Raw genomic sequence first — 14,184 nt, 5'->3', positions numbered from 1 at the left:
GTCCTCGTCGGGTCGGCCCGCTCGCGCGGGGGAGTGGTGGTGCCGGGCGGTGGATGCGATCGCGTACTGTCGGCCACGATGCACAAGACCCTGATCGTAACCAACGACTTCCCGCCGCGTCCCGGGGGAATCCAGGCCTTCCTGCACAACATGGCCCTGCGCCTGGACCCCCAGCAGGTCGTGGTCTACGCCTCCACCTGGAAGCGCGGCCGTGAAGGCGCCGAGGCGACGGCGGCGTTCGACGCCGAACAGCCCTTCACCGTCGTCCGGGACCGCACCACCATGCTGCTGCCCACCCCCCGGGTCACCGCCCGCGCCACCGCGCTGCTGCGCGAACACGGCTGCGAGTCCGTGTGGTTCGGCGCCGCGGCCCCGCTCGGCCTGATGGCCCCCGCCCTGCGCCGGGCCGGCGCCCGGCGCCTGGTCGCCACCACCCACGGCCACGAGGCGGGCTGGGCCCAACTGCCCGCCGCCCGGCAGCTGCTGCGCCGCATCGGCGAGGGCACCGACACGATCACCTACCTCGGCGAGTACACCCGCTCCCGGATCGCCTCGGCCCTCACGCCCGCCGCCGCCGGCCGGATGGTCCAGCTCCCGCCCGGCGTCGACGAGAAGACCTTCCACCCCGGCTCCGGCGGCGACGAGGTCCGCGCCCGCCTCGGGCTCAGCGACCGGCCCGTCGTCGTCTGCGTCTCCCGGCTCGTCCCGCGCAAGGGCCAGGACACCCTGATCAGGGCCCTGCCGGGCATCCTGCGCCGGGTCCCCGACGCCGTCCTCCTGATCGTCGGCGGCGGCCCGTACGAGAAGGACCTGCGCCGTCTCGTCGACGAGACGGGCGTGGCCGGATCCGTACGCTTCACCGGCGCCGTCCCCTGGGCCGAACTGCCCGCCCACTACGGGGCCGGCGACGTCTTCGCCATGCCCTGTCGCACCCGGCGCGGCGGCCTCGACGTCGAGGGCCTCGGCATCGTCTACCTGGAGGCCTCCGCCACCGGCCTGCCGGTCGTCGCCGGCGACTCCGGCGGCGCCCCCGACGCCGTCCTCGACGGCGAGACGGGCTGGGTCGTGCGCGGCGACTCCCCGGAGGAGACCGCCGACCGCGTCACCACCCTCCTCCTCGACCCCGAACTCCGCGCCCGCATGGGCGAACGGGGCCGGGCCTGGGTGGAGGAGAAGTGGCGCTGGGACCTCCTCGCGGAACGGCTGCGTGAGCTGCTCTGAGCGGGACGGAACACGCGGAGGGGCCCGGGGCGACAGCGCCCCGGGCCCCTCCGCACGTCCGGGCTCAGCCCTGGTAGATCGCCTCGATCTCGTCCGCGAAGTCCTTCGCCACCACGTTCCGCTTCAGCTTCAGGGACGGGGTGATGTGCCCCGCCTCCTCCGTGAACTGGGCGGGCAGCACACGGAACTTGCGGACCGACTCCGCCTTGGAGACCGCCGCGTTGCCGTCGTCGATCGCCCGCTGGACCTCCGCCAGGAGCTCCGGGTCGTCGCGCAGCGCCGCCGCCGTCGCACCGGCCGGCTTGCCGTGCTCGGACGCCCAGCGGCCGAGGAACTCCTCGTCCAGGGTGACGAGCGCGCCCACGAACGGGCGCCCGTCGCCGACCACCATGCACTCCGCGACCAGCGCGTGCGCCCGGATCCGGTCCTCGATGACCGCCGGGGCGACGTTCTTGCCGCCCGCCGTCACCAGGATCTCCTTCTTCCGGCCGGTGATCGCCAGGTAGCCGTCCTCGTCGAGCGTGCCGATGTCGCCCGTGTGGAACCAGCCGTCCGCGAGGGCCTCGGCCGTCGCCGCCTCGTTGTTCCAGTACCCCGAGAAGATGTGCTCGCCGTGCAGCAGCACCTCGCCGTCGTCGGCGATCCGCACCACCGAGCCCGGCAGCGGCTGGCCGACCGTGCCGATCTTCTGCCGGTCCCACGGGTTGAACGCGGTCGCCGCGCACGACTCCGTCAGGCCGTAGCCCTCCAGGACGGTGAAGCCGATGCCCCGGAAGAAGTGGCCGAGCCGCTCGCCCAGCGGCGCGCCGCCCGAGATGGCGTGCTCGCCGCGCCCGCCGAGCACCGCCCGCAGCTTGCTGAAGACCAGCTTGTCGAAGACCTTGTGCTTCAGCTTCAGGCCGAAGGACGGGCCCTGCGGGGTGCCGAGCGCCCGGCTGTACGCGATGGCCGTCTGCGCGGCCTTGTCGAAGATCTTGCCCTTGCCGTCGGCCTGGGCCTTCGCCCGCGCCGAGTTGTAGACCTTCTCGAAGACCCGGGGCACGCCCAGGATCAGCGTCGGCCGGAACGAGGCCAGCTCGTCCGTGAGGTTCTTGATGTCCGGGACGCAGCCCAGCCGGATCGGCGCCATCACGGACGCCACCTCGACGAGCCGCCCGAAGACGTGCGCGGCGGGCAGGAAGAGCAGGACCGAGCACTCGCCCGTGCGGAAGAGGGGCTTCAGCCGCTCCACCACGTTGCCGCACTCGGCGAAGAAGGCCCGGTGGGTCAGGACGCAGCCCTTGGGGCGGCCTGTGGTGCCCGAGGTGTAGACGATCGTCGCCGGGTCGTCCGCGTTCGCCGCCGACATGCGCGCGTCGAGCAGCTCGTCGGAGACTCCGGCCCCGTCGGCGGTGAGGCGGGCGACGGCGTCGTCCTCGATCCGCCACACGTTCTTCAGCTCCGGCAGGTCCGCCCGGACCGAGGCCACCGACTCCTCGTGCGCCGCGCTCTCCACCAGGACGGCGGTCGCGCCCGAGTCGCCCAGGATCCACTGGATCTGCTCCGGCGAGCTGGTCTCGTACACCGGCACGGTCACGCCGCCCGCGCTCCAGATCGCGAAGTCGAGGAGCACCCACTCGTAGCGCGTGCGGGAGAGCAGCGCGATCCGGTCGCCCGGCTCCACCCCGGCGGCGATCAGACCCTTGGCGGCCCCGCGGACCTCGGCGAGGAACTCGGTGGCGGTGACGTCCGTCCAGACTCCGTCGACCTTGCGTCCCATGACGGCGACGTCTGGGTGCTGGGAGGCGTTGCGGCGGATGAGATCCGTCAGGTTGCCGTCCGTGGGGACCTCGTACAGGGCCGGAAGGCTGAACTCGCGCAAGACTGCTGCTCCTCATCGGGCGCCGGCGCCACGGCTCTGTGTGATGCACCGGTCAGTCCATATTCGGTCAGGTGCTCAGTGGGGGTGAGCACGACTGGACTGCCCGGACGTTACCCATCAGTACGTGGTTCCCGATAGGGGGTTCCGGCCAGATGTTCCGTGCGTCACACACGCATGACGGTGCTCCGTGAACAGTAGTCCACCTGTTTCCCGACTCGGAAGTAACCGCAGGTAGGGCGGCCGGGAGGCGGTCCGCGGCCGGTTTCCCGGACCGGCCGTCGGGGCGCCCCCTAAGGTGGCTCCATGCGAGTCCATGTGGTCAGTGACGTGCACGGCAACGCCGGCGACCTCGCCCGTGCGGGGGAGGGCGCCGACGCCCTGATATGCCTCGGGGACCTGGTCCTCTTCCTCGACTACGCCGACCACGCCCGGGGCATCTTCCCCGACCTCTTCGGCGTCGAGAACGCCGACCGGCTCGTCGAGCTGCGCACCGCCCGCCGCTTCGACGAGGCCCGTGACCTGGGCCGCCGCCTCTGGGCCGAGCTCGACATCGACCGCACCACCGCCATCGAGGCCGCCGTGCGCCGCCAGTACGCCGAACTCTTCGCCGCCTTCCCCACCCCCACGTACGCCACCTACGGGAACGTGGACATCCCCCGGTTCTGGCCCGAATTCGCCCGGCCGGGGACGACCGTCCTCGACGGGGAGCGGATCGAGCTCGGCGGCCTCGTCGTCGGCTTCGTCGGCGGCGGCCTGCGCACCCCGATGCGCACGCCGTACGAGATCTCCGACGAGGAGTACGCGGCGAAGGTCGAGGCGCTCGGCGAGGTCGACGTCCTCTGCTCCCACATCCCGCCCGAGGTGCCGGAGCTGACGTACGACACGGTGGCCCGCCGCTTCGAGCGCGGCAGCCGGGCCCTGCTCGACGCGATCCGGCGCACCCGGCCGCGCTACTCCCTCTTCGGCCACGTCCACCAGCCGCTGGCCCGGCGGATGCGGGTCGGCGCGACCGAGTGCGTCAACGTGGGGCACTTCGCCTCGACGGGCAGGCCCTTCGCCCTGGAGTGGTGATCTCCCGGCCGTTCCCGCCCCCCCTGCGGCCTTCCCGTGGCGGGGCCGGGCCCGGGGCGCGATAGCCTGCCGTCGGCACGCCCGTGCCCCCTTGACTTCCGCCGGACCGCACAGTGGAGGAGCCACCGCGATGGCCGAACACACCAGCTCGAGCATCACCGTCGAGGCGGCGCCGGCCGACGTCATGGGCGTGATCGCCGACTTCGCCCGCTACCCCGAGTGGACGGGCGAGGTGAAGGAGGCCGAGGTCCTGGAGAAGGACGCCGCCGGCCGCGCGGCGAAGGTCCGGCTGCTCCTCGACGCGGGCGCCATCAAGGACGACCACACCCTGGCGTACACCTGGACCGGCGCCGACGAGGTCAGCTGGACCCTGGTCAAGTCCCAGATGCTCCGCTCCCTCGACGGCTCCTACCGCCTGACCCCGCTCGACGGCGGCAAGCGCACCGAGGTCACCTACCAGCTCACCGTCGACGTCAAGATCCCCATGCTCGGCATGATCAAGCGCAAGGCCGAGAAGGTCATCATCGACCGCGCTCTGGCGGGCCTGAAGAAGCGCGTGGAATCCGGCGCGTAGACGCCGCGCGGCGGGCCGGGGTACGGCTCCGGGCCCGGCCCGACGGCTCCGTGGCGGGTACCTCCGCCGCCCGGGGCGGGTCCTGCGGCGGGCGCGCCGCCCCCACCGCCGGACCCTCGTCCCCGCCCGGCGGCCGGGCCGGGCCGAGCCGTTCCGCTCCGGGGCGGGAGCCGGCCCCGGTCGGCCGGGCCCCGTCCGGTGGACAGGCGCCGGCCCCGGTCACGGTCGGTCGGCGAGGCCCCGTCCCGGGGAGGCGCCAGCCCCCGGTCACGGACGGCCGCCAGGCCCCCGCCTCGGCCCCCCGGACCCCCGCCGCCGGAGGCGGGTAGCGTCCTCCGCATGCGGATCATCCTTGTCACCGGACTCGGCGGCGCCGGGCGCACCACCGTCGCCGCCGCGACCGCCCTCGCCGAGGCGCGGGCCGGGCGGCGGACGCTGCTCGTCTCCGAGGACGCCGGGCGGCTGCCGGACGACGGGAACCTGCGGGTGCTGCGGCCCGAGCCCGCCGCCGACTTCCGCCGCGAGTTCCTCGCCCTCCAGGCCCGCTCCGGCGTCGCCCTCGACCTGCTCGGCGCCGCGCCCTTCGAGGACGCCGAGCTGACCGAACTGCCCGGCAGCCGCCCCTTCGCCCTGCTGCGGGCCCTGCGCGAGGCCGCCGCGGGCGACCACGAGCTCGCCGTCGTCGACCTGCCGCCGCTCCCCGAGGCCCTCGCCCTCCTCGCCCTGCCCGAGCAGCTCCGCCGCTATCTGGGCCGGCTCCTGCCCCAGGAGCGGCAGGCCGCCCGCGCCCTGCGCCCGATGCTCGCCCAGCTCGCCGGGGTCCCCATGCCCGCGCAGTGGCTGTACGAGACCACCGCCCGCTGGGAGGCCGAACTCGCCGCCGTCCAGGCCGTCGTCGAGGCCCCCGGCACCACCGTCCGGCTCGTCCTCGAACCGGGACCCGCCGCCGTCCGCGCCCTGCGCACCGCCCGCCTCGGCCTCGCCCTCCACCGCCTCTCCCTCGACTCCGTCGTCGCCAACCGGCTGCTGCCCGCGGGCTCCGAGGACCCCTGGCTCGCCGGCCTGACCGCCGAGCAGCACCGGCACCTCGCGGAACTCCGTACCGCCGGCGGAGTGCTCCACGAGCTCCCGCACCTCGGCCGCGCCCCGCGCGGCGCCGACGACCTCGCCCTCCTCGCCCCCGCCCGGACCGACGCCGTGCCCGCGCCCGCGTGGACCGTCGAGGACCGGCGGGAGGAGGACGGCGTCCTCGTCTGGCACGTCCCTCTGCCCGGCGCCGCCAAGGAGGAGCTCTCCCTCGTCCGGCGCGGCGACGAGCTGCTCCTGGCCGCCGGACCGTTCCGCCGCAACCTCCCCCTCCCCGGCGCCCTGCGCCGCTGCACCGTCACCGGCGCGGGCCTCGTCGACGGCGACCTCCGCGTCCGCTTCACCCCCGACCCCGGACTCTGGCCCCGCACCCCCTGACGCCCGTGTACCGTCGAAGTACCAGCCGACTGAGGAGTGCGCCATGAGCGATTCGGACGCCTGGGCCAAGGCGTGCGCCGAGGACCTGGAGGCGGAGAGGGTCCGCCGCCGGGCCGAGCGCGGGGCCGGGCCGGGAACGGCCGCCGAGGAGTTCCGCAAGCTCTTCGACGCCGTCGCGGGCAAGGTCTCCGAGGGCTTCGGGAACCCGCTGCTCGCAGGCCAGGCCGCGCGGACCGTCCAGCAGTTCGTCGACCAGGCGAAGGCAGCCGTCGAACCCGTCGTCGAGCGCAACCCGCAGGTCTTCGACCACCTCGCCGCCGCCGGCAGCGAACTCCTCGCCGCCTACCGCTCCGCCGTCGAGGGCCACGAGGCCCGCTGGACCCGGGGGGAGACCCCCTCGGAAGAGCCTCCGAAGGCGCCCCGCGAGGACGGCGAAGGGCCCGGAACCGGCCAGCACATCGACCTGGATTGATCAGGACGCGCCTCCCCCTCGGGTACGGTGGGCCCTAGCGGGGCTCGACCGAAAACTGAGGGACACATGGGACTCACCATCGGCGTCGACATCGGCGGCACGAAGATCGCGGCCGGCGTGGTCGACGAGGAGGGCAACATCCTCGACACGCACAAGGTGCCCACCCCGCCGACCCCCGAGGGCATCGTCGACGCGATCAGCACGGCGGTCTCCGAGGCCGGCAAGGGCCACGCGATCGAGGCCGTGGGCATCGGCGCCGCCGGCTACGTCGACGACAAGCGCGCCACCGTCCTCTTCGCGCCGAACATCGACTGGCGGCACGAGCCGCTCAAGGACAAGGTCGAGCAGCGCGTCGGCCTGCCCGTCGTCGTCGAGAACGACGCCAACGCCGCGGCCTGGGGCGAGTACCGCTTCGGCGCCGGCCAGGGCCACGAGGACGTCATCTGCATCACCCTCGGCACCGGCCTCGGCGGCGGCATCATCATCGGCAACAAGCTGCGCCGCGGCCGCTTCGGTGTGGCCGCCGAATTCGGCCACATCCGGGTCGTCCCCGACGGCCTGCTCTGCGGCTGCGGCAGCCAGGGCTGCTGGGAGCAGTACGCCTCCGGTCGCGCCCTCGTCCGGTACGCCCGGCAGCGCGCCGCCGCCACCCCGGAGAACGCCGAGGTCCTGCTGAGCCTCGGCGACGGCAGCCCCGAGGGCATCGAGGGCCGCCACGTCAGCCAGGCCGCCCGCGCCGGCGACCCGGTCGCCGTCGACTCCTTCCGGGAGCTGGCCCGCTGGGCCGGTGCCGGCCTCGCCGACCTGGCCTCGCTCTTCGACCCCTCGGCGTTCATCGTCGGCGGCGGCGTCTCGGACGAGGGCGAGCTCGTCCTCGGCCCGATCCGCAAGTCGTTCCGGCGCTGGCTGATCGGCGGCCAGTGGCGCCCGCACGCCCAGGTCCTCGCCGCCCAGCTCGGCAACAAGGCCGGCCTGGTCGGCGCCGCGGACCTGGCCCGCCAGGGCTGACCTCCGCACGGGGGCGCCCGCACGGAGGCCCCGCGCGACCGCACCCGTACGGGGACACCCGTACGGAGGCGGATGAACACCTTGCGACGACCGCCCGCCGCGTCCTCTCGGACCCGGCGGGCGGTCGTCGTATGTTGGCCCGCATGGCGATCACCGAACTGCCCAACTCCCGCACAGACGAGGACGGTTCGGCCGTCCTCCGGGTCCTGAGCTACAACGTCCGCTCGATGCGCGACGACGAGGACGCCCTCGCCCGGGTCATCCGGGCCTGCGCCCCCGACGTCGTCTTCGTCCAGGAGGCCCCGCGCTTCTTCCGCTGGCGCAAGCACGCCGCCCGGCTCGCCGCCAAGAGCGAGCTCGTCGTCCTGAGCGGCGGTGCCACCGCGGCGGGCCCGCTGCTGCTCTGCTCCCTGCGGGCCACCGTGGAACGCACCGAGGACGTGCTCCTCCCGCTCACCCCCGGCCTGCACCGCCGGGGCCTGGCGACGGCGGTCGTCCGCTTCGGCGGGGCCCGGATCGGACTGATCAGCTGCCACCTGAGCCTGCGCGAAGACGAGCGGTACGCCCAGGCCGGCATGGTCCTCGACCGGGTCGCCGCCCTCGGCACCCCGCACGTCCTCGTCGCCGGCGACCTCAACGAACGGCCCGGCGGCCCCGCCTTCACCCGGCTGACCGGGGAGCTGCGGGACGGCTGGGCCGTCAGCCCGTGGGGCGGCGAGCACACCTCGATCCCCGAGGACCCGCACCAGCGTATCGACGCCGTCCTGGCCACCCCCGGCGTCGAGTTCCTCGGCTGCGGGGTCCCGGTGGACCTGGACCCCGCCGACCTGAGGGCCGCCACGGACCACCTGCCGGTGCTCGCGGCGGTCCGGGTGCCCGCCGCGTAGGAGCCGGAGCCTCGGGGCCCGTCCGGCCCCTGTCCGCCGGACGGGGCCCTACACGACCGCCCCGCGCCCCGGGTCGTCGAAGCCGTCGTCGTCGTCGTCCGGCTTCATGCGCGCGACCAGGGTCGCGAAGCCGCCCAGGAAGCCGCCCACGCAGAGCGTCGTCAGCCACCAGGTCATGTCCCACTGGAGGAGGACGGCCACGAGCAGCAGCACCGGGCCGCCGATCACACCGAGCCAGGCGAACTTGGCCGTCGCGTCCGCCTCCGGCAGCGGGGGCGGCTCCGGCGGCACGAAGTGGCCCTCGTCCGAGCCCTCCGGGCCGTCCTCCGGCTCGGCGGGGGAGTAGTCCCGGGGGCCGGCGGGCCGCACCCCGGGCGCGAACACGATCGAGCCGCCGAGCACCGGCTTCTCCGGACCGGCCCCGTCCGCCCCCGCCTCCGTCCCCGTCTTCGGCTCCTCGCCGTCCTCGGGCTCCTTCTCCGCACCGGAAGACCCGGCAGCCCCAGAAGCCCCGGAAACGCCGGAAGCCCCGGAGTCCCCGGAAGCCTTGGACTCCCCGGAGGTACCGGAAACGCCCGGCCCGCCGTCCGTCTTCGGCTTCCAGACCAGGTCCGGCTTCCCGGCCGCCTCCGGCGCGTCCCCGGTCTTCCTCTTCCGGAACCCGTCGTCCTCGTCCCCGTCGAGGTCCTCCGGCTCCGGCAGCGACAGGTTCTCGATCGGCCGGTACGGCCTCGTCCCCGGCGGGTCCGCGGGCTCCTCGCCGTACCCCGCGACGATCGCGGCCCAGGCCGCCTCCTCGTCGATGGGCTGCGGATCCCGGTCTCCGCCGTCCTGCTGCTCAGCCACCGCTCCTGCTCCCCTTCCCGCCGACCGGTTCCGGCGCGAGACGCTCGACGAAGGCCCAGCTCTCGTCGAAGATCCGCTCCGCGTCATGGTCCAACGTCGCCACGTGGTAGCTCTGTTCCAGCAGGACCTCGCGGACGTCCGTCGAGGAGACCCGGCTCAGGATCCTGGCCGAGTCGGCCGGCGGCACCACGTGGTCCTGCGGACTGTGCAGCAGCACCAGCGGCTGCGTGACCTGCGGCAGCTCCCCGTCCACCGTACGGAAGAACCGGCGCAGCGAGTACGCCGAGTGCAGCGGCACCCGGTCGTAGCCCACCTCCGTCACGCCCTCCTTGGCGATGTCGTTGGCGACGCCCCTCGTGGTGGGGACCAGGTACCGGACGACCGGCAGCGCGTGCGCGGCCACGCCGTGCACCTTGTTGCCCGGATTGACCAGGACGAGCCCCCGCACCGCGTCCCCGTGCCGGGCCGCGAGGCGCAGCGCGAGCGCCCCGCCCATGGAGAGGCCGAAGACGAAGACGGTCCCGCACCGCTCACGGAGCTCGCGCAGCGCCCGGTCCACCTCGGCGTACCAGTCGTGCCAGGTGGTGATCCGCATGTCCTCCCAGCGGGTGCCGTGCCCCGGCAGGAGCGGCACCGACACCGACAGGCCGCGCTCGGCCAGGTACTCGGCCCACGGACGCATCGACTGGGGGGAACCGGTGAATCCGTGACAGAGAAGGACGCCGACCTCTCCGCCCTCATGGCGGTACGGCTCGGCTCCGGGAAGGACCGGCACCGGGGTCTCCTGTTCGCTCGGCTTCGCGTTCGCCACCGGACGCGTCCCCGGATGCGCCCTGGGTGCGCCTCCGGTGCGCCGAAGCGACGGAAAATGGGGAAGGGCCTTCACCGTACGCGACCGGACCGACACCGACCAGGGCCGTAGCGGGGGGCGTACGCCGGTACGGGATAAAGTCGGGGCCCGACAGCACACGGAAGGCATGGCGAGTTGATCTACGGCGCGATGAAGTTCTCCCTCGGCGGGTCCCTGAAGCTCGCCTTCCGACCCTGGGTGGAGGGTCTGGAGAACGTTCCCGCCGACGGCCCCGCCATCCTGGCGAGCAACCACCTGTCCTTCTCGGACTCCTTCTTCCTGCCGGCCGTGCTCGACCGCAAGGTCACCTTCATCGCCAAGGCCGAGTACTTCACCAGCCCCGGTGTGAAGGGGAAGCTCACCGCCGCCTTCTTCAAGGGCGTCGGCCAGCTCCCGGTGGACCGTTCGGGCGCCCGGGGCGCCGGCGAGGCCGCCATCAGGGCGGGCATCGAGGTCATCGAGGGCGGCGGCCTCTTCGGCATCTACCCCGAGGGCACCCGCTCGCCGGACGGACGCCTCTACCGGGGCAAGCCCGGCGGCCTGGCCCGGGTCGCCCTGGCCACCGGCGCGCCCGTGATCCCGGTCGCCATGATCGACACCGAGAAGATCCAGCCGCCCGGCAAGCTCGTCCCCAAGCTGATGCGCCCGGGGATCCGCATCGGCAAGCCGCTGGACTTCACCCGCTACCAGGGCATGGAGGGGGACCGCTTCATCCTCCGCTCGGTGACCGACGAGGTCATGTACGAGATCATGAAGCTGTCCGGCCAGGAGTACGTCGACATCTACGCCACCGCCGCCAAGCGGCAGATCGCGGAGGCGGAGAAGGCGGCCAAGGAGGCCGTGAAGGCCGAGATCGCCGCCCGCGAGGAGTCCGGGGCGTAAGGCACGGTCCCGGGCACGGGAACGCACGAGGGAGAACCGCCCCGCGAGGGGCGTCGGGGGGTGGGGGAGATGGCCGGGCGCGAGCGCGTCGTGCGGATGTCGGTCGAGCAGCCGCTGTGGCGGGCGCTGACCGGCTACCGCGTCCTGACCATGGGCTACGCGGTCCTGGTCTTCGTCTTCGGCCGTGACCGGTACGAGCGGCCCTGGATCGGCGTCGTCTACCTGGCGGTGCTGTGCGTCTGGACCCTCGCCACCCTCCCCAAGGTGGCGAACGCGGCCGGCTGCACCAAGCGCTTCCTCGGTGCCGACCTCGCCCTCGCCCTCACCGGCATCCTCCTCACCCCGCTCGCCGACGCCCACGCCCAGTCGGTCGACGGCCCCACCCTGCCCTCCATATGGACGGCCGGCTCCGTCCTCGCGTTCGCCATCAAGGGCGGCTGGCGCTGGGCCGGCGTCGCCTCCTCCCTCGTCGCCGTCGCCAACATCGTCGAGCGCGGCCACCCCAGCCAGGACACCGTCCACAACGTGATCCTGGTCTGGGTCGCCTCCATCGCCATCGGGTACGTCGTGGAGGTCGCCCGCGCCTCCGAGCGCACCCTCGCCCGCGCCCTGGAGATCGAGGCCGCCACCCGGGAGCGGGAGCGGCTCGCCCGCGACATCCACGACAGCGTCCTCCAGGTCCTCGCGATGGTGCAGCGGCGCGGCACCGCGCTCGGCGGCGAGGCCGCGGAGCTGGGCAGGATGGCCGGCGAGCAGGAGGTGGCCCTGCGCACCCTGGTGGCGGGCGGGCTCGCCCGGCCCAGCCTGGTCTCCGAGGACGAGTCCGAGGGGGCCGTGGTCCGGGTCGTGGAGGTGGACGACGAGGTGGACGACTCCGCCCCCGTCGACCTGCGCGTCCTGATCGCCCCGCGCGCCGGTTCCCGGGTCACCCTCTCCGAGCCGGGCGCGCCGGTCCTGCTGCCGCCGCCCGCCGCCCGCGAGCTGGCCGCGGCCGTCGGCGCCGCCCTGGACAATGTGCGGGTGCACGCGGGCGAGGACGCCCATGCCTGGATCCTGATCGAGGACTGGACCGACGAGGTGATCGTCACCGTCCGGGACGACGGACCGGGCATCCCGGAGGGCCGCCTCGCGCAGGCGGAGGGCGAGGGCCGGATGGGCGTCGCCCTCTCCATCCGGGGGAGACTGCGGGACCTGGGCGGCGGCGCCGAGGTCGTCTCGGTCCCGGGTCAGGGCACGGAGGTCGAGTTGAAGGTCCCACGGGGGAAGGCGGAGAAGCAGTGAGCGAGCGGCGGATCAGAGTGATGGTCGTGGACGACCACCCGATGTGGCGGGACGCGGTCGCCCGCGACCTCGCCGAGGCGGGCTTCGACGTGGTCGCCACCGCCGGCGACGGCGAGCAGGCCGTGCGGCGCGCGGCGGCGGCCGTCCCCGACGTCCTCGTCCTGGACCTGAACCTGCCGGTCAAGCCCGGCGTCCAGGTCTGCAAGGAGCTGGTCGGCGCCCGGCCGGAGCTGAGGGTCCTCGTCCTCTCGGCGAGCGGCGAACACGCCGACGTCCTGGAGGCGGTCAAGTCCGGCGCCACCGGCTACCTCCTCAAGTCCGCCAGTACGGAGGAGCTGACCGACGCGGTGCGGCGCACGGCCGCCGGCGACCCCGTCTTCACCCCCGGCCTGGCCGGCCTGGTCCTCGGGGAGTACCGCCGGCTGGCCTCCGAGCCCGCCCCGGTCTCCGGCGGCGACGAGCCGAAGGCCCCCCGGCTGACCGAGCGCGAGACCGAGGTCCTGCGGCTCGTCGCCAAGGGCCTCAGCTACAAGCAGATCGCCGAGCGCCTGGTCATCTCGCACCGCACGGTGCAGAACCACGTCCAGAACACCCTCGGCAAGCTCCAGCTCCACAACCGGGTCGAGCTCGTCCGGTACGCCATCGAGCGCGGTCTCGACGACGCGTAGACCCGTCCGACGGGCCGGGTCCGGGCGGGGGCCGTATATTCGCGCTGACAGGACACAGGCGCCGGTACCCGGCCCGTCACCGCACCGAGGGGCATGCGTGGAAATCCTGGCATTCGGCGTGCAGGCGGACGAGAAGCCCCTCATCGAGCGGGCCTTCGAGGGGTACCACGACGTCCACTGCCTGGACGTCTTCCTCACCGAGGACACCGCCCGCATCGCGGCCGGCTACGAGATCGTCTCCACCAGCGTCAACGCCGTCCTGGACCACCGCGTCCTGCAGATCCTCGCCGCCGGCGGCACCCAGATGATCGCCCAGCGCTCCACGGGCTTCAACAACATCGACCTGGAGGTCGCCGAGCGCCTCGGCCTCACCGTCGCCCGGGTGTCGTACTACTCGCCGTACTCGGTCGCGGAGTTCGCCTGGACCCTCGCCATGGCCGTCAACCGGCGGATCGTCCGCGCCTCCAACCGCACCCGCGACTTCGACTTCCGTCTCGACGGTCTGATGGGCCGGGACCTGCGGGGGCGCACCGTCGGCGTCCTCGGCACCGGCAAGATCGGGGAGGCCTTCACCCGGATCGCCCACGGCTTCGGGATGAAGCTCCTCGGCTGGGACGTTGCCGAGAACCCGGCCTGCGTCGACCTCGGCATGCGGTACGTGGAGAAGGAGCGGCTCTTCGCGGAGTCGGACCTCGTCAGCCTCCACGTGCCGCTGCTCCCCGCCACCCGGCACGTCGTCGACGCCGCCGCGCTCAAGGCCATGAAGGACGACGCCATCCTGGTGAACTCCAGCCGCGGCGGGCTCGTCGACACCGAGGCCCTGGTCGCCGAGCTCCGCGCCGGCCGCTTCACCGGCGTCGGCCTGGACGTGTACGAGGCGGAGGCCGGGCTCTTCTTCCTCGACAAGTCCCTGGAGGTCGTCGAGGACGACACCCTGGCCCGCCTGGTCACCTTCCCGAACGTGGTGGTCACCTCCCACCAGGCGTACTACACGGCGGACGCCGTCGGCCAGATCGTCGATACCACCCTCCGCAACGTCCTCGACCACATCGCCGGCCGGCGCAGCGAGAACGTCCTGGTCCCCCGGGCCGGGTGACCC

Annotated in this window: 14 protein-coding genes; 11 read left to right on the top strand and 3 right to left on the bottom strand. The window is 73.8% G+C overall.

Annotated elements, in window-relative coordinates; all coding sequences use genetic code 11:
• The first annotated feature begins 78 nt into the window (after positions 1-78).
• A complete protein-coding gene (locus AB0398_RS15485) occupies positions 79-1,221 on the top strand; it encodes a glycosyltransferase family 4 protein (protein ID WP_366375309.1) in 1,143 nt (380 codons plus the stop codon).
• A gap of 64 nt (positions 1,222-1,285) precedes the next feature.
• On the opposite strand, the gene AB0398_RS15480 is transcribed toward AB0398_RS15485, so the two are convergent.
• Positions 1,286-3,082: an AMP-dependent synthetase/ligase gene (locus tag AB0398_RS15480; RefSeq protein WP_366375308.1), complete on the bottom strand. Its 1,797-nt coding sequence runs from the start codon at positions 3,080-3,082 to the stop codon at positions 1,286-1,288.
• A gap of 303 nt (positions 3,083-3,385) precedes the next feature.
• Between AB0398_RS15480 and AB0398_RS15475 the strand changes: the two genes are divergently transcribed.
• The 6 genes from AB0398_RS15475 to AB0398_RS15450 all read left to right on the top strand — a co-directional run bounded on the left by AB0398_RS15475 (position 3,386) and on the right by AB0398_RS15450 (position 8,558).
• Positions 3,386-4,153: a metallophosphoesterase gene (locus tag AB0398_RS15475; protein ID WP_366375306.1), complete on the top strand. Its 768-nt coding sequence runs from the start codon at positions 3,386-3,388 to the stop codon at positions 4,151-4,153.
• 130 nt (positions 4,154-4,283) lie between these two features.
• The gene (locus tag AB0398_RS15470; RefSeq protein WP_366375305.1) at positions 4,284-4,727 is read left to right on the top strand and encodes an SRPBCC family protein; all 444 of its coding nucleotides are present in this window, start codon (positions 4,284-4,286) and stop codon (positions 4,725-4,727) included.
• A 339-nt stretch (positions 4,728-5,066) separates the two neighbouring features.
• On the top strand, positions 5,067-6,191 hold the full coding sequence (locus tag AB0398_RS15465) for an ArsA-related P-loop ATPase (RefSeq protein ID WP_366375303.1): 1,125 nt from the start codon (positions 5,067-5,069) through the stop codon (positions 6,189-6,191).
• A gap of 43 nt (positions 6,192-6,234) precedes the next feature.
• On the top strand, positions 6,235-6,663 hold the full coding sequence (locus tag AB0398_RS15460; protein ID WP_366375301.1) for a DUF5304 domain-containing protein: 429 nt from the start codon (positions 6,235-6,237) through the stop codon (positions 6,661-6,663).
• Between the two features lie 66 nt (positions 6,664-6,729).
• Complete coding sequence (locus tag AB0398_RS15455; RefSeq protein ID WP_366375299.1) at positions 6,730-7,671, top strand: ROK family glucokinase; 942 nt, start codon at positions 6,730-6,732, stop codon at positions 7,669-7,671.
• Positions 7,672-7,814: 143 nt separating this feature from the next.
• Positions 7,815-8,558, top strand: a complete 744-nt coding sequence (locus AB0398_RS15450; RefSeq protein ID WP_366375297.1) for an endonuclease/exonuclease/phosphatase family protein — start codon at positions 7,815-7,817, stop codon at positions 8,556-8,558.
• A gap of 48 nt (positions 8,559-8,606) precedes the next feature.
• Here AB0398_RS15450 and AB0398_RS15445 read toward each other — a convergent pair whose 3' ends face one another.
• Together AB0398_RS15445 and AB0398_RS15440 are read right to left on the bottom strand one after the other, a co-directional pair.
• The gene (locus AB0398_RS15445; protein ID WP_366375296.1) at positions 8,607-9,404 is read right to left on the bottom strand and encodes a hypothetical protein; all 798 of its coding nucleotides are present in this window, start codon (positions 9,402-9,404) and stop codon (positions 8,607-8,609) included.
• Complete coding sequence (locus tag AB0398_RS15440; protein ID WP_366375859.1) at positions 9,397-10,179, bottom strand: alpha/beta fold hydrolase; 783 nt, start codon at positions 10,177-10,179, stop codon at positions 9,397-9,399. The genes AB0398_RS15445 and AB0398_RS15440 overlap by 8 nt, the downstream gene beginning before the upstream one ends.
• A 210-nt stretch (positions 10,180-10,389) precedes the next feature.
• Here AB0398_RS15440 and AB0398_RS15435 point away from each other — a divergent pair, with 210 nt between their 5' ends.
• From AB0398_RS15435 to AB0398_RS15420, 4 genes are all read left to right on the top strand, one after another.
• A complete protein-coding gene (locus AB0398_RS15435; RefSeq protein WP_366375294.1) occupies positions 10,390-11,136 on the top strand; it encodes a lysophospholipid acyltransferase family protein in 747 nt (248 codons plus the stop codon).
• Between the two features lie 69 nt (positions 11,137-11,205).
• Positions 11,206-12,417 carry a DUF5931 domain-containing protein gene (locus AB0398_RS15430; RefSeq protein WP_366375293.1) on the top strand — a complete coding sequence of 404 codons (1,212 nt, stop codon included), beginning with the start codon at positions 11,206-11,208 and terminating at the stop codon, positions 12,415-12,417.
• Positions 12,418-12,437: 20 nt separating this feature from the next.
• On the top strand, positions 12,438-13,085 hold the full coding sequence (locus tag AB0398_RS15425; RefSeq protein ID WP_366375857.1) for a response regulator transcription factor: 648 nt from the start codon (positions 12,438-12,440) through the stop codon (positions 13,083-13,085).
• A 97-nt stretch (positions 13,086-13,182) separates the two neighbouring features.
• Positions 13,183-14,181 carry a 2-hydroxyacid dehydrogenase gene (locus tag AB0398_RS15420; RefSeq protein ID WP_366375291.1) on the top strand — a complete coding sequence of 333 codons (999 nt, stop codon included), beginning with the start codon at positions 13,183-13,185 and terminating at the stop codon, positions 14,179-14,181.
• Positions 14,182-14,184: the final 3 nt, after the last annotated feature.

The organism is Streptomyces sp. NPDC086147 (genome assembly GCF_040702165.1).
Taxonomy (GTDB): Bacteria; Actinomycetota; Actinomycetes; order Streptomycetales; family Streptomycetaceae; genus Streptomyces.
Note: the sequence above shows the minus strand (reverse complement) of the source record. Positions and strands in the feature narration are given on the sequence as shown.

Excerpts from the sequence above, each read along its gene's own strand:
- AB0398_RS15455 (WP_366375299.1), top strand. The coding sequence starts at position 6,730 with ATGGGACTCACCATCGGCGTCGACATCGGCGGCACGAAGATCGCGGCC.
- AB0398_RS15450 (WP_366375297.1), top strand. The coding sequence starts at position 7,815 with ATGGCGATCACCGAACTGCCCAACTCCCGCACAGACGAGGACGGTTCG.
- AB0398_RS15460 (WP_366375301.1), top strand. The coding sequence starts at position 6,235 with ATGAGCGATTCGGACGCCTGGGCCAAGGCGTGCGCCGAGGACCTGGAG.
- AB0398_RS15425 (WP_366375857.1), top strand. The coding sequence starts at position 12,438 with ATGGTCGTGGACGACCACCCGATGTGGCGGGACGCGGTCGCCCGCGAC.
- AB0398_RS15470 (WP_366375305.1), top strand. The coding sequence starts at position 4,284 with ATGGCCGAACACACCAGCTCGAGCATCACCGTCGAGGCGGCGCCGGCC.
- AB0398_RS15485 (WP_366375309.1), top strand. The coding sequence starts at position 79 with ATGCACAAGACCCTGATCGTAACCAACGACTTCCCGCCGCGTCCCGGG.
- AB0398_RS15430 (WP_366375293.1), top strand. The coding sequence starts at position 11,206 with ATGGCCGGGCGCGAGCGCGTCGTGCGGATGTCGGTCGAGCAGCCGCTG.
- AB0398_RS15465 (WP_366375303.1), top strand. The coding sequence starts at position 5,067 with ATGCGGATCATCCTTGTCACCGGACTCGGCGGCGCCGGGCGCACCACC.
- AB0398_RS15475 (WP_366375306.1), top strand. The coding sequence starts at position 3,386 with ATGCGAGTCCATGTGGTCAGTGACGTGCACGGCAACGCCGGCGACCTC.